This window comes from Rhizobium sp. BK098 (assembly GCF_014193155.1).
Taxonomy (GTDB): Bacteria; Pseudomonadota; Alphaproteobacteria; order Rhizobiales; family Rhizobiaceae; genus Rhizobium.
Genome location: NZ_JACHYY010000003.1, coordinates 497,580 through 516,158, shown reverse-complemented (window position 1 = coordinate 516,158; position 18,579 = coordinate 497,580). Strand labels below are relative to the sequence as shown.

Annotated in this window: 18 protein-coding genes and 1 pseudogene; 11 read left to right on the top strand and 8 right to left on the bottom strand. The window is 57.1% G+C overall.

The features are described 5' to 3' along the window. The first annotated feature begins 60 nt into the window (after positions 1-60). The 8 genes from FHT73_RS11710 (at position 61) to FHT73_RS11675 (ending at position 7,703) form a co-directional block, all read left to right on the top strand. Positions 61-2,067, top strand: a complete 2,007-nt coding sequence (locus FHT73_RS11710) for an ABC transporter ATP-binding protein/permease (protein WP_183711727.1) — start codon at positions 61-63, stop codon at positions 2,065-2,067. Positions 2,068-2,216: 149 nt separating this feature from the next. Continuing rightward, the gene (locus tag FHT73_RS11705; RefSeq protein WP_183711725.1) at positions 2,217-3,017 is read left to right on the top strand and encodes a hypothetical protein; all 801 of its coding nucleotides are present in this window, start codon (positions 2,217-2,219) and stop codon (positions 3,015-3,017) included. Positions 3,018-3,181: 164 nt separating this feature from the next. Beyond that, a complete protein-coding gene (locus FHT73_RS11700; RefSeq protein ID WP_246712082.1) occupies positions 3,182-3,478 on the top strand; it encodes a hypothetical protein in 297 nt (98 codons plus the stop codon). Between the two features lie 96 nt (positions 3,479-3,574). Continuing rightward, a complete protein-coding gene (locus FHT73_RS11695; protein ID WP_183711724.1) occupies positions 3,575-4,366 on the top strand; it encodes an SDR family oxidoreductase in 792 nt (263 codons plus the stop codon). A gap of 57 nt (positions 4,367-4,423) precedes the next feature. After that, positions 4,424-5,110 (top strand): Crp/Fnr family transcriptional regulator, encoded by a 687-nt coding sequence (locus tag FHT73_RS11690; RefSeq protein WP_112609008.1) that lies wholly within the window; start codon positions 4,424-4,426, stop codon positions 5,108-5,110. A 151-nt stretch (positions 5,111-5,261) separates the two neighbouring features. Next, positions 5,262-5,672, top strand: coding sequence for a VOC family protein (locus FHT73_RS11685; protein ID WP_183711722.1), 411 nt, complete (start codon positions 5,262-5,264; stop codon positions 5,670-5,672). Positions 5,673-5,920: 248 nt separating this feature from the next. Beyond that, complete coding sequence (locus tag FHT73_RS11680; protein WP_112337737.1) at positions 5,921-6,394, top strand: MarR family transcriptional regulator; 474 nt, start codon at positions 5,921-5,923, stop codon at positions 6,392-6,394. Then, positions 6,375-7,703, top strand: a complete 1,329-nt coding sequence (locus tag FHT73_RS11675) for an alpha-amylase family protein (protein WP_112412517.1) — start codon at positions 6,375-6,377, stop codon at positions 7,701-7,703. The genes FHT73_RS11680 and FHT73_RS11675 overlap by 20 nt, the downstream gene beginning before the upstream one ends. Positions 7,704-7,873: 170 nt before the next feature. Here the strand turns inward: FHT73_RS11675 and FHT73_RS11670 are convergent, their stop codons facing one another. From FHT73_RS11670 to FHT73_RS11655, 4 genes are read right to left on the bottom strand one after another with little or no spacing between them, the layout of a single operon-like run. Further along, positions 7,874-8,800 (bottom strand): HlyD family efflux transporter periplasmic adaptor subunit, encoded by a 927-nt coding sequence (locus tag FHT73_RS11670; protein ID WP_183711720.1) that lies wholly within the window; start codon positions 8,798-8,800, stop codon positions 7,874-7,876. After that, on the bottom strand, positions 8,787-9,524 hold the full coding sequence (locus FHT73_RS11665; protein WP_246712083.1) for an ABC transporter ATP-binding protein: 738 nt from the start codon (positions 9,522-9,524) through the stop codon (positions 8,787-8,789). The genes FHT73_RS11670 and FHT73_RS11665 overlap by 14 nt, the downstream gene beginning before the upstream one ends. A gap of 1 nt (position 9,525) precedes the next feature. Continuing rightward, positions 9,526-10,662 carry an FtsX-like permease family protein gene (locus FHT73_RS11660; RefSeq protein ID WP_183711718.1) on the bottom strand — a complete coding sequence of 379 codons (1,137 nt, stop codon included), beginning with the start codon at positions 10,660-10,662 and terminating at the stop codon, positions 9,526-9,528. Between the two features lie 2 nt (positions 10,663-10,664). Continuing rightward, complete coding sequence (locus FHT73_RS11655; protein WP_246712084.1) at positions 10,665-11,969, bottom strand: TolC family protein; 1,305 nt, start codon at positions 11,967-11,969, stop codon at positions 10,665-10,667. 695 nt (positions 11,970-12,664) lie between these two features. On the opposite strand from FHT73_RS11655, the gene FHT73_RS11650 reads away from it, so the two are divergent. Then, positions 12,665-13,594 (top strand): GNAT family N-acetyltransferase, encoded by a 930-nt coding sequence (locus FHT73_RS11650; RefSeq protein WP_112608996.1) that lies wholly within the window; start codon positions 12,665-12,667, stop codon positions 13,592-13,594. Positions 13,595-13,617: 23 nt separating this feature from the next. Here the strand turns inward: FHT73_RS11650 and FHT73_RS11645 are convergent, their stop codons facing one another. Further along, entirely contained in the window at positions 13,618-13,881 is a 264-nt protein-coding gene (locus FHT73_RS11645) for an HAD hydrolase-like protein (RefSeq protein ID WP_348648131.1), read from the bottom strand. 39 nt (positions 13,882-13,920) lie between these two features. Here FHT73_RS11645 and FHT73_RS11640 point away from each other — a divergent pair. Next, positions 13,921-14,424, top strand: a pseudogene (locus FHT73_RS11640) (sugar phosphate isomerase/epimerase family protein); the annotation flags it as partial. Positions 14,425-14,516: 92 nt separating this feature from the next. Here the strand turns inward: FHT73_RS11640 and FHT73_RS11635 are convergent. From FHT73_RS11635 to FHT73_RS11625, 3 genes are all read right to left on the bottom strand, one after another. Then, entirely contained in the window at positions 14,517-15,350 is an 834-nt protein-coding gene (locus FHT73_RS11635; RefSeq protein ID WP_183711716.1) for a carbohydrate ABC transporter permease, read from the bottom strand. Next, positions 15,347-16,243 (bottom strand): sugar ABC transporter permease, encoded by an 897-nt coding sequence (locus tag FHT73_RS11630; protein ID WP_112608992.1) that lies wholly within the window; start codon positions 16,241-16,243, stop codon positions 15,347-15,349. Before FHT73_RS11630 ends, FHT73_RS11635 begins: the two co-directional genes overlap by 4 nt. 128 nt (positions 16,244-16,371) lie before the next feature. Further along, positions 16,372-17,706, bottom strand: coding sequence for an extracellular solute-binding protein (locus tag FHT73_RS11625; RefSeq protein WP_183711714.1), 1,335 nt, complete (start codon positions 17,704-17,706; stop codon positions 16,372-16,374). A gap of 236 nt (positions 17,707-17,942) precedes the next feature. Here FHT73_RS11625 and FHT73_RS11620 point away from each other — a divergent pair, with 236 nt between their 5' ends. Further along, positions 17,943-18,566 (top strand): GNAT family N-acetyltransferase, encoded by a 624-nt coding sequence (locus FHT73_RS11620; RefSeq protein ID WP_183711707.1) that lies wholly within the window; start codon positions 17,943-17,945, stop codon positions 18,564-18,566. Positions 18,567-18,579 lie beyond the last annotated feature (13 nt).

The window sequence follows — 18,579 nt, the reverse complement described above, 5'->3', positions numbered from 1 at the left end:
CTGGATGCATGCTCATGATCAAGGGTGAAACTTTTTGAATTTTGGGCCGTTGTCGTGCTTATGACCGACGCAAAATCCATTCCGAAATCGGTCGATGATGCCAAGCCGGCTGATGCCGAAAGGTTGCATCGGGGGAAGAGTTCGACTATCGAGGCCGAGCGGCCACCCGATTTAGTAGAACCTGACCCGGATTTGACCCCCGAGCAAACAGAGCAGGCACGCAAACGATATTTGCTCAGCCGTTTCTGGATCAGCGCCCGCGGTTATTGGAGCCGTCGTGGAGACCGTTTTGCCTGGCCATGCTCGATTGGCCTCCTTGCCCTAATCGGCCTGAATGTCTGTTTCCAGTATGGGATCAATATCTGGAACCGGGCGATTTTTGACGCGATCGAGCAACGCAACGCTCATGCCGTCTACGTCCTGAGCGCGGTGTTTCCCCCACTCGTGCTCGGCAGCGTCGCCCTCGTCACCATACAAGTCTATGTTCGTATGATGATGCAAAGACGCTGGCGCTTCTGGCTCACAACCGCTTTGATCGCCCGGTGGCTCGCCAACGGCCGCTATTATCAACTGAATCTGATCGGCGGCGACGATCACAAGAACCCCGAGGCCCGTCTCTCGGAGGATTTGCGGATCGCCACGGAATCCCCGGTCGATTTCATTGCTGGCGTCATTTCAGCATTTCTCTCGGCCTCGACCTTCATCGTGGTCCTCTGGACGATCGGCGGCGCCCTGACTTTCGAGGTCGCCGGTTCAATCATTACGATTCCCGGCTTCCTCGTCGTCACGGCGGTCCTTTACGCCGTGATCACGTCTACCTCTATGGCGGTCATCGGCCGCCACTTCGTGCGGGTTTCCGAGGTCAAAAACCAGGTGGAAGCGGAGTTTCGCTACACGCTGACGCATGTCCGCGAAAACGGTGAGAGCATCGCATTGCTCGGCGGTGAAGAGGAAGAGCGCAACGACCTCGAGCGGACATTCGGAAACGTGTTGAAACAGTGGGCGCTGCTTGCCCATCAATATATGCGCACGACCCTCGTGTCGCAGGTCTCCATGTTGATTGCGCCTGTCGTGCCGGTCCTGCTTTGTGCGCCGAAATTTCTGGAAGGCAGTATGACGCTCGGTCAAGTCATGCAGGCTGCCTCTGCCTTCGCCATCGTTCAGAGCGCATTCGGATGGCTGGTCGACAATTATCCGCGCCTTGCCGACTGGAACGCCTCGGCGCATCGTGTCGCCTCGCTTATGACCTCGCTTGATGGGCTCGAGCGCGCCGAAAAGAACGATACGCTCGGACGGATCAAGCATGGAGAAACCGAAGACGAGACAATGTTGTCGCTCAACGATCTCTCCGTGACGCTCGACGACGGCACGTCCGTAGTTAAGGAAACGGAGGTGGAAATCGATCCGGGGGAACGCGTCTTGGTCGCCGGCGAATCCGGTTCGGGCAAAAGCACGCTGATACGGGCAATTTCCGGTCTGTGGCCTTGGGGTCATGGCGGCGTCAATGTCCACCCCGATAGCCGGTTGTTCATGTTGCCGCAGCGGCCTTACATACCGTCGGGCACACTTCGCCGCGCCGTCGCCTATCCCCGCGCGGCCGACGACTGGACGCCGGACGAGATCAAGGCCGCCCTTGAAAAGGTTGGTCTCGACTATCTCAACGAAAAGATCGAGGAGGACGCACCCTGGGATCAGACGTTGTCAGGCGGCGAAAAGCAGAGGCTCGCCTTCGCGCGTCTTCTGCTGCACGATCCCGATATCATCGTGCTGGATGAGGCAACCTCAGCCCTTGATGAGAAGAGCCAGGATAATATGATGGAGATGATCATCCGCGAATTGCCGAAGGTCACCATTATCAGCGTCGCGCACAGGGCTGAGCTGGAAGCCTTCCACAGCCGCAAGATTACCCTGGAGCGCCGCCAGGGTGGCGCAAGGCTGGTTAGCGACATCGAACTCACTCACCGCCAGAGAAAAGGGAACCTGATTTTGCGCCTCTTGGACGATCGAAGACCCATATTCAAAGATAATTCGACCTCGGATCAGGGCGCACGATCCCCGCGCCGATAGCGGTTAGTGCGATTGCCGCGCACGCTTCGAACCCGCGCAAAGTGAAGCAAAAGCAAATGCACCACGTCTGCGCCATTCGACATTGAGATGTATTCCCTTATGCTGGAACGTGACATACTCAACGATTAGATGCAGTTGGAGCATGTTCGATGCAACGAGAAGCGATCTGGTCGCTGGTCTTGCTTGTTCTTCTTGCCCTAGGCGCTTTCGTCGGCTCGATACTGCGCACCAAATTGCCTGCGCCGCATCGCGGCAACGAGACAATGGACTTTCTTCGGGTGGTAACCGCACTGCTCGTGACTTTTGCAGCCCTTGTCATGAGTTTGTTGCTGGCATCGGAACTCAATGCCTTCACCGCCGCCTCCCACGATCGCAATCGTTATGCCGCGGAGCTCGCCGAGATGGACGGTTGCCTGAAAAATTACGGCTCGGCCCTCGACAATGAGAGGCAGCTGTTGCGCAGCTATACCGCTGCCGTCATTGCCAGCACCTGGCCCGATGAAGCGCCTCCGCAGGGCGAGAAATATCCCGACATCTCGGACTTGCCTTTGACCGGCGAGGCGCCGGCCCTTGGATCGATGTTGAATAATGTCGGGCTTAACATTGACCGCCTGCAGCCCGCCGACCCCTTGCATCAGGCCCTTGCGACCCGCTGCAGCCAGCTTTTCAGCAATGTCATGGCCGCGCGATGGACCGTCATCGAAGATGCACATGGCTCGCTTTCCGCGCCATTTCTTGGCGTTCTCATCTTCTGGCTTATGCTGGTATTTTTGAGTTTCGGGCTTCAGGCTCCCAAAAACCCACTCGCCGGCGCGATTGTCCTTGTGGCCATCATCTCGGTCGCAAGCGTCATGTTCGTAATCCTGGATCTCGACCTTCCCTATGGCGGCTTTTTCGGTATTTCGAGCACATCGATGCGACACGCGCTGACCGACATGCAGCGCAACTAAAAATCGCAGTCTTGCATATATGTGGATCGTAGCGCTCCTGCGATGACCTCCCCTGGAGCAACACCCGCAGTCGCTTCACCTTCTGCTCATTTGCTGACATGATGGAAGGAGCTGTTTGCTGTCGTGGGCTTATCATGAACGGATCAACACCGGAAGAAAGCAGGATGCGCGCGCCGGCAGGCTCGGTTACCGGGCTTTGCTCGGCATCGGCAACCATGTTCGCAGTTGGGATGGCGTTCCTTGGCTACTGGGGCGTTTATGAGCAAGGGCGCTGGCATGTCCCGGATTATTTTGTGGTGGCCCTGGCACTCATAGGCTTTGCGGCGCTGGGTTCCGTTCCCTGGATCGTAACAACGCCGGTGGCGCGCGAGGATGAAGAAAAGGTGGTTGGCGCGCGGCGAGCGCTGGCGCTTGGAATTGCCTTGCTCTGGCTGTCGGTCTGTATCGCAGTATTTGCCTGAAAGTCCTGAATGCCCTTGTGGCAGCCACGGTTTAACGCCCGGCGCGCTCAGGCGTTCTACACATTCCACCCCTGAGGTTTTCATTGGAGAAGCATCATGAATCTCGAACTCGACGGCAAATTAGCTCTGGTCACCGGCAGCACCGCCGGCATCGGTCACGCAATCGCGGCAACTCTCTTGCGCGAGGGTGCCCACGTTATTGTCAATGGGCGGACCCAAGAAGCGGTCGATCGTGCGGTTGCCGAACTTGCTGCGATTGGAAGCGGCCGCGTGGAGGGGTTTGCCGGCGATCTCGCAACCGAGCAGGCCGCAGATGAAATCGTAAGGCGCTTTCCGAATGTCGAGATCCTCGTCAACAACCTTGGGATATTCGAACCCAAGCCGTTCGAGGAGATCCCGGACGCTGACTGGCGTCGGTTCTTCGATGTCAACGTGATTTCTGGCGTTCGTCTCGCCCGCCTTTGTCTGCCCTCGATGCGCCAGCGTAACTGGGGTCGTATCATCTTCATCTCGAGCGAAAGCGGCGTGCATATTCCGGCCGAGATGGTGCATTACGGCGTGACCAAGGCGGCCCAGATTGCAGTGGCGCGTGGTATTGCGGAATCCGTTGCGGGCACCGGAATCACGGTCAACAGCGTCTTGCCAGGTCCAACGAAATCGCGCGGCGTCGTCGATTTCGTCGCCGCGCTGCCCGGCTCGGAAGGAAAGACTTTCGCGCAATTCGAGACCGAATTCTTCGAGAAAATCCGGCCGACTTCCCTGATCAAGCGCTTCACCCAGCCTGAGGAAATCGCGACCATGGTCGCCTATGTAGCAAGCCCCCTGTCTTCGGCTACCAATGGTGCCGCGCTTCGGGTCGATGGCGGAGTGGTGAAGAGCGCGTTCTGACCATCGCGACCAAACGAACGAACTCCGGCGGCAAGATGCGCCAAGCGCAACCTATAAATGTCGCCGGACGCCACCAGATTACTCTTTTCCCACGGCGATGAGATGGGCCAGATTAAAATCATCGCCGACTCGCGGATTGAGCTCATGAACACAGAAGCATTCTTCACCAAAATCCGGACCTACACCCCTCTGTCAGAAAAAGCCGAGCTCGCCTGGTCATCACTCCTGCGGCCGAGACAGTATCGTAAGGAGGAGCCCTTCATTCGGGCGGGCGACGTACCGACGACCTATGCCTTCGTCGTCAAAGGCCTGCTGTGTCAGCGCTATGTCGGCCGCGACGGCAACATGATTATCAAATGCTTCTTTCCTGAGAACCGCATTGCTTCTTCGGTCAGCGCGACCCTGCTCGGCGAGCCCAGCCCTTTCGCGATTACGGCGATCGAGAACACCACCGTCCTCGAATATGACTTTGCGGCTTTTAGGTTGCTCGTCAGCGACTTTGCCGACATTGCCGCCTTTTATATCCGGTACATGGAGCGCCATTGGATTATCGACAAAGAACCGGGCGAGATTGCGTTCAGGCATGACGACGCGATGCAGCGCTATATCGATTTTATCCGCAAGGAGCCGGAACTGCATAAGCGTTTGAAGCAGCATCACATCGCCGCCTGGTTGGGCATCACTCCGGAAAGCCTCAGCCGGCTGCGAAAGACAATCGCTATCACAAGGCCAGACAGAGGCTGACGCGATTTCTTACCAAACATCAATTCTTTCACGGTCGGATTGCGGCATTTCTGCCGGGCAAGCAACCACCGTAACGGTCACGGCGGGCATCAGCCAGCGGATATCGACCGCGGGTGCGGCCCTGTCCTGCCGTGAAGAAAGGAAACCAAAAATGACCAAGATGATTTTCGTGAACCTGCCGGTGACCGACCTGGCTCGGTCCAAGGCCTTCTATGCAGCCCTGGGATTTGCCAATAACGCCCAGTTCAGTGACGATAGCTCGGCCTGCATGGTGGTGAGCGAGACGATCAACGTCATGCTCCTCACTCACGAAAAGTGGCGCGGTTTCACCAGCCGCCCGATCCCGCCGGCAACCTCAAGCGAAGTGATGCTGGCTATATCCTGCGAGAGCCGTAAGGCCGTCGACCAGATGAATAATGCCGCCGCGGCACATGGCGGGCAAGCGGACATCAATCCAAAACAGGACCTCGGCTTTCTGTATAATCGCAATCTCGCCGATCCGGACGGTCACGTCTGGGAAGCCGTATGGATGGATCCGAGCGCAATGTCCGCCGGTAACTGAAGCTCGTCAGGTCGCGCGGTAAAGCGTGGGGCTCCGAGCGTACCGTTTGAATGACGAGAGCCAAATTGGGGCGCAATGCTGTCCTTCAGCGATTGCGTTCCAAATATCTGAAAAACCGGGCGAGACCTGGAAAGGACGTGCCGTCGAAGCCGACCACGCGGTTCAGATACCGGCGTACGACTTATATCCGCGGTGGGGAATGGCGATGAATGCTCGCCTTCCTTCAATTAATACGCTATGCGTAGTATATGATAAATAAAGTCGATCAAGAAGCCCTCTCTCTCCTGCGCGCCGTCCTGGCGCTCGGACGGCGGCTGCGCGGCGAGCGCCCGCAAGGCGCGCCGACGCTCGCTGCCATCAGTCTTCTGGGAACGCTCGGTCGCCTCGGACCGATGCCCGCTGTGCAACTGGCGACCGAGGAACGCCTTCAGCCTCAATCTCTGACACGGATCGTAGCCGGTCTTGAAGGCGATGGACTGATCGAACGCCGGCGAGATCCGGCTGACCAGCGAGCGTTGATCATCGCTCTGACAGAGAAGGGCAAGACGGTGCTCGCAAATGATCTGCGCGCGCGACAGGCGTGGTTGCGCGAGGCGATGTTGCGCGTGCTTTCAGAAAGCGAGCGCACGACGTTGATCGCGGCAACCGACATTATGCTCAAGCTCGCCTTTGATGATCAAGGCAGATTGGAGATCGATGCTCATGGCGCATTGGATCGATAACGCCATCTTCTGGCACGTTTATCCCCTCGGTTTCGTCGGCGCCGAGCAGAGGGCCCATGCGGGCATTCGTCATCGCCTGAACCATATCGTCGATTGGCTCGACTATGCCGTCGCGCTGGGGGCATCGGGTCTGCTGTTGGGGCCGATTTTTACCTCATCGACACACGGCTACGACACGATCGATCATTTTCGCATCGATCCCCGCCTTGGTGACGATTGCGATTTCGACCAGCTCATCATGGAGGCGCGACGACGTGGATTGAAAGTCATCCTTGATGGCGTCTTTAACCATGTCGGAAGGGATTTTCCGCTTTTCCGTGCCGCCATTGAGAATGGAACGGCCTCTCAGGAGGCGAGCTGGTTCCGCTTGCTCGGCGGCAAGGACGACACGGGCGGCCCCGCCTATGCGACGTTCGAGGGACATCATGCACTGGTGGCGTTGGACCATGATTCTTCGGATGTTACCGACTATGTGACGAATGTCATGAACCACTGGCTGGACCGTGGCGCTTCAGGGTGGCGGCTTGACGCAGCCTATGCAGTATCTCGCCCATTCTGGAAAACGGTGTTGACGGATGTCCGCCAGCGCCATCCCCACGCTTACATATTCGGCGAGGTCATCCACGGCGACTACAATGGCTTTGTAACGGCGACCGGCGTCGACGCAGTGACGCAGTACGAATTGTGGAAGGCGATCTGGAGCGCGATCAATGACTGCAACCTGTTCGAACTTCAGTGGGCGCTGGAGCGGCACAATGGGTTCCTGGAGCATTTCGTACCACTCACCTTTGTCGGCAATCATGATGTCACGCGGCTGGCGAGCCGGTTGACTGATGAACGGCACATCGCTCACGCTCTTGCCATTCTTATGACAGTCGGCGGCACGCCGGCCATCTATGCCGGTGACGAGCAAGCTTTCCGAGGCATCAAGGAAAACCGGGTCGGCGGCGACGATGCAATCCGGCCTGCCTTTCCCGCAAGGCCCGAGGAGCTCGCTCCGTTTGGCTGGCCGATTTACCGGCTTCATCAGCAGCTTATTGGGGTTCGTCGCCGTCATCCCTGGCTCTTCAGAGCCAAAAGCCGAAAAATTCACCTCACCGCTCGGCAGGCCGTCTGGGCCATGGAGGCAAATAACCAGACGATCCTCGTCGCCCTTAATCTCCGTGATGGCGACGCCATTCTCCCTGCGCCGGGTGCCAAAAACCTGCTTGCTGGAACCGCTGCAGCAATAACGATTGAGCTGGATCGATCGACCTCGATCCGGTTGCCCGGATACGGCTGGGCCGTGCTTTCGACGGAGAAACAATAATCATATCGTGAAAGAGCAGGTTCCGACCCTTTCGCCGAATTGGGAGAAGTGGCTTTCGCATCTCATCCACCGGCTGATCATTGCCTTGACATTGATCACTCCATTGCTCGGGCATTCCCTTTCAAGTAACTTCTCGCAGAGCGCTGGAGCTCTCTTCCGGCACTGAAGCATCATTTCAGAACTCGGATAACGACGCGCTGTCCAATCGCCAAAGGGGCATCGCGTGGAACGGTGATGATGCAGTTTGCCGTACGTATATCGCTGCGTTCTCCGGGATTTTCCGTCGATTTCGCGTGTGTCAATACTTTGGAAACTCGGCCGACACGGCCTGAAACGGTTTGTGTGGAGCGCCCTTCGGGAATGATTTCGACAGTCATGCCAGGACCGACAAGGTTGAGATATTCTTCCGGAATGTCTGCGCGCACGATTTTCGGGCCATCCGGCAAGAGGACAAACATCTCACTCATCGCCTGTGACGAAACGGCTTCGCCGGCCTTTACCGCCTGGCGTATGATGACGCCGTCGGCCGGCGCCGTGATCTCGCGCAGACTCACCTCCCGTTTGGCCATTTCGAGACGTTCCCGCGCGATATTCAGGGCCGTCGCAACGGAGTTGGTCTCGATAGCCTGCGTCTCATAGGCGTTGCGCGCATCTTCGAGTGCCTGATCGGAAACGGCTTTGCCGGCAGCGGCGCGGCGCATTCTTTCATAGGTCTTCGAAAGGTTCCTTTCCTTGATTTCGAGGAGTTTATGATGATCTTCGGCTTGGGAAACCTCCCGCTCGGCGATACGAACCGCAGCTTCCTCCTGCCTTCTGTCGAGAAGGGCAAGGACATCACCCTTGCGCACATAAGCCCCTTCCCTTGCCGGCACGTCGGCAACGATCCCGTCGCGCACGGCCGTTATTCGATAAAGGCCTCCCTCGACATCGACTGTTCCGCGCGCAGCGGCGGTGATTGCTGGCGCAATGCGTTCGGCAGCATCCGAGCTTTCGTCCGCCTTCGGGACGCCGACGGCAGTCCATAAAATGCCCAATGTCAGGGACGAACCCAATAGGCCGGCCGCCCAAAAACGGCGCGAACGTTTAGTTTGATCCATGCCAGTACTCTCTTGTATCGGTGTTTCGCCCGGAGGCGGGCCGTTCCTCAGGCAACAGGCGCCCGTCCTCCATCCTGAGGAGGCGATCTGCTTTCGAAAACAGACGGCTATCGTGCGAGACGCACAGAACCGCCGTTCCCAACTGTCTGGCCGTATCACGCAGGATCTCGACGATCCTCGACCCATTGCTGCTGTCGAGCGCACTCGTCGGCTCGTCTGCAAACAGGATCGCGGGCTCTTTGACGATGGCTCTCGCAATGGCAACGCGCTGCTTCTCGCCGCCGGACAGATGCGAAGGCCGTAAATGCTGGCGGTGCAGCAGGCCGACACGCTCCAGCGCCGCAAGCGCCCGAGCTCGTGCCTCGGCTTCCGGAACCTTGAGGTAATCCAGCGGCACTTGAACCTGCTCGAGCGCGGAAAGTGCCGGAAAGAGATTGAAGCCCTGAAAGATAAAACCGCAGCTTCTCAGGCGAAACGCATCTCTCTGCGCGTCCGTCGAGGAAGAGAGATCGGTTTCGCCGGCGCGAAGCTGTCCGCTGTCGGGTTTGGTCATACCGCCGAGCGTCGCCAGAAGCGTGCTCTTGCCGCAGCCGGAAGGGCCGCTCAGGACAGCGAATTCACCGCGATACATCTCGACGGAAATATCGACGAGCGCGTTTGTACGAACGCCCTGGACGGTGAAGGACTTGTGGAGATTGAGAGCAGTGATAGCAGATCGCATCATATCATCTCAATAAGGAAGCCGGGTCTGCCTGACGCAGGCGATGAATCGAAAGAAGACAGGCAAGTACCGCCACGACGAGAACAACGAGCGAGGCGAGAAGGATGACGATGCCGTCGAGCACGAAAGGAACCTTGTAGACCTGCGCAATGAGGGCGATGAGAAGGCTTAATACGCCGCTGATGATCAGGCCGGAAACCCCCACCCAGGCCGCCTGCTCGGCGACAATGGTTCTCAACTCGCCAAAGGGCACGCCGAGCGCGCGAAGCGTGGCATATTGCGGAAGCGCGCCTGCGACTGCCGCCATGAGGGTCTGGCTGGTTATGAGCGCTCCGATGGTTGCGGCTATCAGCGTCGCAAAGATGAACGCAATACCGGCGCCGGAATCGAACAGCATATAGCTGGTCGACATGCTCGCAAGCCTGCCGGAAGGCCATATCTCGAACCGGTCGGCAGAGGCTCGCTCATTAAGATGCCTGATCACGCCCGCGGACTTATCGCCAGTTTTGATATCGAACAGAAAATAGGTAGCGGCACCATCGGTAGGTAGCGTCTGATCAAGCACGCGTGCGGTATCGAGCGAACCGACGACATTCACGCCACCCAGACCGCGAAGCCCGTCAATGAGGCCGACCACGCGTACGGCATGACCGTTGACCTCTGCCAGATCCCCGGGTTTGGCGGAGAGCTTGTCGCCGTCGGATGCGTCAACGACCACGGCACCGGGCTCGCGCAGCTGGCTGCGCAATCCTGCCGGAACGACCTTAGCCAGCCCGGCACTGCCGGTCTCGGTATCGATGCCTATGATCGTGACGCTGACGCCACCATTGCCTCCGGCGGCGCGCCAGTCGCCGGATCCGAGCAGCAACGGCTCGATATGGGACACAAGAGGCTCGGAATAGAGGCTCGTCAACACGCGCGCTTTCACCGTTCGCCCAAGTTCGACGCTTTGCGTGCCGGGATAGCCGGCCCAGTAATCGGCGGTCGATTGCGATACATAAAGCGAATTCGCACTCACAATCCCAAGCAGCAACGCTCCTTGGGCCGTCATGAGAAGCCCGGAAAAGGCAACGGCTGCAACAGCCGGCAAAAAGCGCCGCCATTCGTAGATAAGGGTTTTGCGCGCGATCGGAACTGGCATGACTACATCCGCCTTTCCGCTACAGGAGATGAGGAAGCCTGCTGCGCGGTACCTGTTGCCTTGTAGAAAGCGATGAGGGCGCGGGCTTCGTCTTCGATACTGTCTGTCAGGGAAGCCCGCAGTTCCAATATATCGAGCGCGCCCCTGATGGACTTCGATTTATCTTCCAGACCTTCTTGAACGAGCTTATCAGCGCTGTTGCGCACCATCGTCGCTCGCTTCAATCTCGATCTCAGCAGCGTCGTCTTTTGCCGCGCCGCATTGAACTCACGCAGCGCTTTTGACGCTTCCTCATAGGCAACGAGAACGGCCTGCCGGTATGCCAGGCCCGCTTCCCGAAATTTGGCTTCGCTCGCCGCGACGACGTCTTTGCGCCGGCCCAGATCGAACAGCGGAATTTGCAGCGATGGCCCTCCGGAAGCGCCAAACAAAGAACTTCCAATCGGAGCGCCAATCCCTATCGTGCCGGAGAGGCGTAGTTTCGGATAGAGGTCGCTTTTCGCAATGCCGACCTGCGCGCCCGCTTGGGCTACCGCGAATTCGGCTCGCCGCACGTCGGGTCGCAAACGCAGCAGATCGGCGGGATGGCCTCCCAGCAGGCTGGCTCGGACGGTTGGCTGCGGCTGAGGTTTAAGAAGGTCCGCCGTCGGCGTCGACGTTCCTTCGAGGGTCGCGATTTGCTGGACTGACGTAGCGATCTCGCTTTCCAACTCAACGAGCCTCGATCTGGCAGTGTCGATGACCGATTTCTGCAGTTCCGTGTCGGACGCCGTCGCCAGACCTACCTGCTCCCTGACGTTTGCCAGTCTGGAATTCTTCTCCAACAGACCGATCATCTCGGCAGTGTCGGCACGACGTCTTTGGAGCGCCCGAAGGTGAACGTAATTGGCGGCGATTTCCGCTGCCACCGCCAGTTTTGCCGCCGCCAGATCCTCATAAGCGATCTGCGCAGTCAGATCGGCCGATTTCTGGACCTGCCTGTCTTGTCCAAACAGAGCGACCTCCCAGCCTGCCTCGAGATTCAATTGCAGCGGACGCCGCGTGAAATCGTTATTCACCCGGGGTCCGGTTGCAGCATTTGCAATCCCGGTTGCCCCCAGCTCCGGCCGATAGCCGGAAAGCGCCGAATGCGCCATCGCTCTTGCCGCTGCAAGGTTCTGCTGGGCCTGCGCAACGGTGAGGTTGCTGTTTGCGGCACGAGAAACGAGCGACGACAACATCTGGTCGTGAAAGCCTTCCCACCATGCCAGATCCTTGGCGCCAGCCTGAGAACTGCCGGGCGATGCCCCTGCATAGGCAGAAGGCAAGGGCGGAGGCGCTGCGGGTGGAGATAGATCCATCGTTTGACAGGCCGGCAGAGCGAATGCCAACATCATCATCGACAGGATGATTTGCAGGCACCGGTGTACGCGCTTCGGTATATCGGAACTGTCATTTTGACCCATGCCGTGCGGTCGGCACACAATACTATAAGATCTGCCGATCATGATCCCGTCACTAAGCGATCCATTTCGTAACCGTTGCAGTCGCACTTTGTGGCTGATCGCATAACGAAAAGCTCGGCAACACTGCCCGGTGAAATAGCCTGGTTCTGTGCAGATTTCATGGAGATTGCATACAGATTGAGTGAACGGCGGCGCATGGCGGGCAGCCAGTGTTTCACTCGTGAATTACTCTGCGGACCCTCACAATTGCCGATGATAGCGCTGCGGCGACAGAGGCAAGCATCAAGCGCTGCAACATGGCCGAGAGATTCTAAGGACGCTCTCGAAGAGTTTTGACATCAATCATTGCTGTGTTTAAGCGCAAACTATCTGAATATACTGCCCGCCCCATCAATATAAACAGCGATCGATTGCAGGATTTTATCTTAAGCCGGGGGAAAATATTACTTCATTTCTGAGGACGCCTGAGTATGCTAAGAGAGGTACTTTGGGGATGCTGCAGCAACTTAACCAATTCAAGAAGCAAGTTTGCACATTTCTTTTGGAGGAGGCCCGGAGTGTTGGATCCTTTGATACCGACAATATTTCACGAGCACTGGTGGCTCGATGCTGCGACGAAGGGACGAGCCGAGATATCCGAAGTGACCGAAGGCGGGCGGACAGTGGGCCGACTGCCCTATCTCAAGGAAACGAGACTTGGTCTGCACAGCATCAATATGCCGACCCTCACCCACTTTCTCGGCCCGGGCATCAACGACGGTTCCGGCAGCGAGCCGAACCGCTTCGTGAAGCGTCAGGCGATCACGCGTGAGCTCATCCGCAAGCTGCCGCAGTTCTCCTCATTCCGTCAGAAGCTGCACCACAACGTCAGAGACGTGCTTGCTTTTCAGGCCGAGGATTTCGAGGTGACGGCTCAGTTCACATTCGAAGTCGGCCCGGCCCCTCTGGAAGTTATGTGGAAAGCCATGCGGGACAAGACACGAAATGTCATCCGTCGGGCAGAGGAGCGTTACGGCGTCTCGAACATCATGGACCCGCAGGCATTCTTCCGCTTTTCCATCGCCAATCTTAGGGCCAAAGGTGAGGAACCCAATATCGACTTTGTCACCTGCATAGATGTCGCCACCAGGGCACTTGACCGCGGACGTGGTCATTTCTACGTCGCAGTGGACGACAAAGGGGATGTCAGGGCAGCTATATTTTGTGTCTGGGATGCCAGATCGTATTACTACATGTTATCAACCCGCACGGCCGACAGCGGCAACGGCGCGATCCCTCTGTTGATCTGGAGTGCCATCAAAAATGCCGCTTCGATGGGGCTGGTCTTCGACTTTGACGGTGTGGCGAATGCCGGTTCCATCCTGCTCTATTCCGGCTTCGGCGGCACCGTTTCTCCGCGCTACATTGTGATGAAGTCGAACACCCTCTACCAGACTTTGCGCAGGATCCGCCGCATCAACCCAAGAGTTTCGAACCATTTTCTTTGAGGACAGGGACAAGCACGTACCGTTCACGCTGCGTCGACCGAAAAGCACGGCATCAGATAGCTCGGAACTGCATTATGTCGCCGCGTCAGCTCGGCCGGTTCGTGCTGTGAGGCGGCTGCCAGGATGCCGGTGCGCACCAGCACGGAGGCCAGACCCATATCGCCCGCGCCCTTGATGTCGTGTTCGATACTGTCGCCGATGCAGACGATCCTGCCGGCTTCGGCATTCGTCCAACGGGATATCGCCAGCATGTAGATCTCGCGATATGGCTTGCCGATCCAGTGCACCTTACCGCCAAGCTCCTCGTAGATTCTGGCGATCGCACCAAGGTCGCCGACTAGGTAAAGGCTTCCGGCGTCACCCTCAACCTCGAGATCGTCAACCTGTTCGAGAGCAATATGCTGAACACTGCCGCCCAGGGCATGGCTTACATTCGCGATACCACCGCCTCCAACGTTTTCCTGTATCTCGACACGTTCCATATGAACATCGAGGAGGCCGATGTCGGGCTCGCTATCCGCCATGCTGGCGACAAGATCGGCTACGTCCATATCGGCGAAAGCCATCGCGGCTATCTCGGAACCGGCAATATCGATTTCGCCGCCATTTTCGATGCCTTAGTCGCAATCGGCTGGAACGACTACGTAACCTTCGAATCCTTCTCAACCGCCATCGTCGATAAGGACCTATCGCTGAAGACTGCGATCTGGCGCAATCTCTGGGACGACAATGTTGCCCTTGCCAGACATGCACGGCAATTCGTCGAGCTGGGATTGGAAACCGCCAGCCGCAAGGCGGAACTGGTGAAGCTGGCCCATCTTTCCGGTTGAGCCATTTCCGAAATAATGGATCAAAGGTCACCCGACGGTCAGCAAACACCGGCGTAGAATTGCTCATCTCGCACGGCAAAGCACATACAGATCTACTTTGTCGCTCCAGCCGTGAGGCCTGTGATGAGTTTGCGCTGGAATAGCATGTAAGCGAGAATGAGCGGGCCGATAACGATGACAGCGCCCGCCGTCAGCACAGGCGTATTAACCGTATACCGTCCCTGGAAAAACAGCATGCCGATCGGCAGGGTGCGATAGTTGTCGTCATTGACCAGAACAAGTGGAATAAGAAATTCGTTCCATGTCCAGATAAACAGGAACAACGCCAGCGTCGACATCGACGGCAGCATCAAAGGCACGATAACTTTCAACAGAATGTATTGTCTGGATGCTCCATCGAGGACGGCTGCCTCTATGATCTCCGATGGCAACTGCTGCATCGCACTTGCCATGAACATCGTCGCAAAAGGCAGCGACATGGCAATTTGCGGAAGGATTAGCGCTGCATAGGTGTTGATGAGGCCGACATAGCGCATCTCATAGTAGAGCGGAATGATGAAGGCCTCGGTCGGCACCATCATGCCTATAGTCAAGAGAACGAAAATTGTGCGTCTGAAGGGAAAGCTCAGGAATGCGAAACTGAATCCCGTCAATGTCCCGAGTATAATGCTGACAATGACTACAGGGAAAACGATCAGAACCGAATTCAGGAAATAGACGTTAAAATGGCCTTCGATCCAAGCATTCGCATAATTCTCGAAATGCGGATAGGCGGGCAATACGAATGCGCCCTGGATAAGATCGGCACGGCTCTTCAGAGACGTCAGTATCAGAAGCGCGAAGGGGATAACCGTCAGGACCGCAAAGACCCAAAGAATGATACGCGACGGCAGAACCGCGTCTATCCCATGAAAATTTCTGCTCACGATGCACTCCCCTCATTCACTGGCCGCACCAGACGATGAACGGCATAATTGATTGTGAAGACGAGAATCGCACCGATGATGGCGACGGCCGATGCATAGCCATATCGATTCAATTGGAAGCCAAGCTCGTACATGTAAATATTGGGAACGAGGGTTGCATTGGCTGGGCCGCCCCTGGTCATCGTAAAGATCAGGTCAAAGCTCTTGATGGAAGCAATGATGGTGAGAAGCAACGCGATGCGTATTTCCGGCAGCAGGAGCGGCAGCGTTATGAAAAAGAAAATCCTGCTTCCTGAAGCACCGTCCACCCTCGCCGCTTCAAACAGCGAAGGATCAATCCGCTGAATACCGGAAAGAAACAGGACCATACAGAAACCGAAGAAATACCAGCTGGCGACGATGCCTACGGCCGGTAGGACAAAGGTGAAATCGCCAAGCCAGGGTAAAGCGATCGAACCCAGGCCAGCCAGCTTCAACGCTTGATTGATCGGACCGAAGGCGGGATTGTAGAGCCAGTGCCAGATGATGCCGAGAACGGCGGTCGGCATGATATAGGGCAAAAACAGCAATGTGCGCAGTGCGAACTGCTCTCGCTGCCTGAGCGACCAGACCAATGCGGCAAGCAAGAGGCCGACGACGATCGGGATGACACAGTAGAACACCATAAAGAGCGCATTGTTTTTCAATGCGACATAGAAAGTCTCATCCGAAAGCAATTTTGCATAATTGCCGAAGCCAATCCAATTGGGCGAACCGATCCCGTTCCACTCGGTGAAGCTGATACCGATTGCTGCGATAATGGGGCCGAGTACGAGAGCAAAATAAACCAGCAAACCAGGCAGAATATAAATGAGATTTCTGCTGGCGTTGGCATCAAGTGGCGAACGTTTCATGCACCATCTCATGAATATGCCAGGGGCCGACTAGCGCCTCTCTGGCCGTGATCAGGATTGACGTAGCGAAGTTTCCCGCCGCTGCTTCTCATCAAATGGAGCAGCGGCAGGATTGCTGTGTCTGGCAATCACTTGCTCTTCATGTAGGCGGCATAATCCGCATCGAGCTTGCCGATCAGCTCTTCAGGCGTTTGTTTGTTCGCAAGCAGCAAGGGCGTATTTTCATCAAACGTCTTAAGCATGGTGGGGCTCGCCCAATCGGGATAATGCCCCAGTGCGTTATCATCGTTCAGCGATTTCCAGATCGCGATACCCTCCTTCAGAAGCGGGGAAGCGTTAACCCCGGCATCTTCCGGAACGGGAGTTGCTGGCAGATAGCCGGCTCGGGCCCAGGTCACGGATGCGTCCTTGGAGACCATGTAATTGATGTATTCGCCGGCGAGATCCTTCATTTTGTCGCTCTTCGCCAGGCTGGTGATCGCCCAGGCAAGGTCGACACCGCCAACCGAAAGCGGGTGCTTGATACCGGCGGGCGCCGGGATCGGCATGAAATGGATATCCGGATTGTTCTGCATATCGCCGAAGTACCAGGTACCAGAAATCAGAAAGGCCCCTTGGCCGGCGACAAAAAGCTGAACCGCATCGTCACCCGAGATGCCCTGGTAACCATCGGAGAAATAGCCGTTTGTTGCCCATTTCTGAGCAAGTCTCACCGATTCCAGATTGCCTGGCGTATTCCAGGTTCCGCCGCGGCCATAGATCAGGTCATCGAGCGCCTTTCGATCGGACGCATCGATATGCGCCTGACTGATCCCGGCCAGCATATGGAGCGCCAGGTGGCCCTTCGCAGTGCCTATGGTAAGCGGTGGGGTGCCTGCCGCCTTGACCTTATCGAGGGCTGCAAGGAAATCGTCGAAGTTCTTGATCGGCAGCTCGACTCCGGCGGCTTTCAAGACCTTTTCGTTGTAATAAAGACCGACGATTTCGGCGAGCGACGAGATACCGTAGGTCTCCCCGACACCGAACTCGCCCTTGCTCGACCATCGGTCGCGCGCAAGCAGACTATCGGACTGGTTTTTATCCCAGCCATATTTCTTGAGATAGGTATCGACAGGAACGAGAAGGTTTTCCTTCACCATCGCGCCCATGTCGCCGGCGCCCTGGTTAACTTTGGTCACTACTGGACCATCGCCGGATGAAACCGCAAGCTTTAGCGTAAGATTGAGATCCTGGAAGTCGCGTACCGTATGGTCGAGCTTAACATCAGGATGCGCCTTCTGGAAATTGGCGTTGAGCTCGGTCATCACGGCAGCCCGCGACTCCGAGTCATGATCGTCCCAGACGGTAAGCGTCTCGGCAAAGACAGCCGTCGACATGCCGAGCCCGACGAACGTGGCGCCCGCCAAAATTCCTGCCTTCTTCAGCATTGATGCCATGTTGATGGAGATGAAATCGCTAAACATTGATTGGTTCCCTCTAGCTGCGTTTTGGCAGTTCCTATCGTTTCCAACCGGCCGGTCCTGCTGAGACGAGCCGAATGTCTTGCATCGTCAGGCCTTTACTGACCTGATGAATTTCCTTATCCTTTTCAAAAGATCAGCGGGCTTTCATCCCGCAGATGCAGTGCCTCAACCTTCCCAGTTTTACCGCTGCCTGATGTCAGCTCGCGCCGTGCAGCGGCCAGCAAATCGATGGTGCGATGCCTCCTAAGATCGACAATTATTTCATCCGTCCGGCGACCGAGAACGACGTTGACGCCCTCTTTCATATTTGCCTGGTGACGGCTGACGCGGGAGCCGATGCGAGTGCGCTTTACAGCAATCCGCGCCTTCCCGGTTACGTATGGGCGGTGCCCTATCTCAAATTCGCTCCGGAATTCGCGTTCGTTCTTGCCAGCCATGACCGGGTCGTCGGCTATGTTGTCGGTACGCCGGATACCGCCAGCTTTGACAAAGCGCTCGGCAGAGATTGGTGGCCGGTTGTTCGCCGCGAGATCGCCGGCCTGGTACCCAGCACGGAAAAAGACGCCGATGTTCTGGAGCGAATAGCCAGTCCTCACAGCGGCACGCCGGGCCTTGAAGAAACCTACCCCGCGCATCTCCACATCAATATTCTGCCCGAAGCGCAATCGGGCGGATGGGGACGCCTGATGATCAAGACCATGCTCAATACGCTTTCGAGCAACGGCGTGCCCGCGGTCCATCTTGGCGTCAGTCCCGCAAACGAACGTGCCAAGGGCTTCTATAGGCATCTCGGCTTCGAAGAACTCAGCCATGACGGGCACCTTGCCTTCGTTATGAAATTGGACAAGCCGGCAATCTGAACAGAAATCTTGC

Excerpts from the sequence above, each read along its gene's own strand:
- FHT73_RS11695 (WP_183711724.1), top strand. The coding sequence starts at position 3,575 with ATGAATCTCGAACTCGACGGCAAATTAGCTCTGGTCACCGGCAGCACC.
- FHT73_RS11665 (WP_246712083.1), bottom strand. The coding sequence starts at position 9,524 with ATGATGCGATCTGCTATCACTGCTCTCAATCTCCACAAGTCCTTCACC.
- FHT73_RS11630 (WP_112608992.1), bottom strand. The coding sequence starts at position 16,243 with ATGAAACGTTCGCCACTTGATGCCAACGCCAGCAGAAATCTCATTTAT.
- FHT73_RS11700 (WP_246712082.1), top strand. The coding sequence starts at position 3,182 with ATGCGCGCGCCGGCAGGCTCGGTTACCGGGCTTTGCTCGGCATCGGCA.
- FHT73_RS11685 (WP_183711722.1), top strand. The coding sequence starts at position 5,262 with ATGACCAAGATGATTTTCGTGAACCTGCCGGTGACCGACCTGGCTCGG.
- FHT73_RS11710 (WP_183711727.1), top strand. The coding sequence starts at position 61 with ATGACCGACGCAAAATCCATTCCGAAATCGGTCGATGATGCCAAGCCG.
- FHT73_RS11675 (WP_112412517.1), top strand. The coding sequence starts at position 6,375 with ATGGCGCATTGGATCGATAACGCCATCTTCTGGCACGTTTATCCCCTC.
- FHT73_RS11620 (WP_183711707.1), top strand. The coding sequence starts at position 17,943 with ATGCCTCCTAAGATCGACAATTATTTCATCCGTCCGGCGACCGAGAAC.
- FHT73_RS11705 (WP_183711725.1), top strand. The coding sequence starts at position 2,217 with ATGCAACGAGAAGCGATCTGGTCGCTGGTCTTGCTTGTTCTTCTTGCC.
- FHT73_RS11690 (WP_112609008.1), top strand. The coding sequence starts at position 4,424 with ATGTCGCCGGACGCCACCAGATTACTCTTTTCCCACGGCGATGAGATG.
- FHT73_RS11680 (WP_112337737.1), top strand. The coding sequence starts at position 5,921 with ATGATAAATAAAGTCGATCAAGAAGCCCTCTCTCTCCTGCGCGCCGTC.
- FHT73_RS11660 (WP_183711718.1), bottom strand. The coding sequence starts at position 10,662 with ATGCCAGTTCCGATCGCGCGCAAAACCCTTATCTACGAATGGCGGCGC.
- FHT73_RS11625 (WP_183711714.1), bottom strand. The coding sequence starts at position 17,706 with ATGTTTAGCGATTTCATCTCCATCAACATGGCATCAATGCTGAAGAAG.
- FHT73_RS11670 (WP_183711720.1), bottom strand. The coding sequence starts at position 8,800 with ATGGATCAAACTAAACGTTCGCGCCGTTTTTGGGCGGCCGGCCTATTG.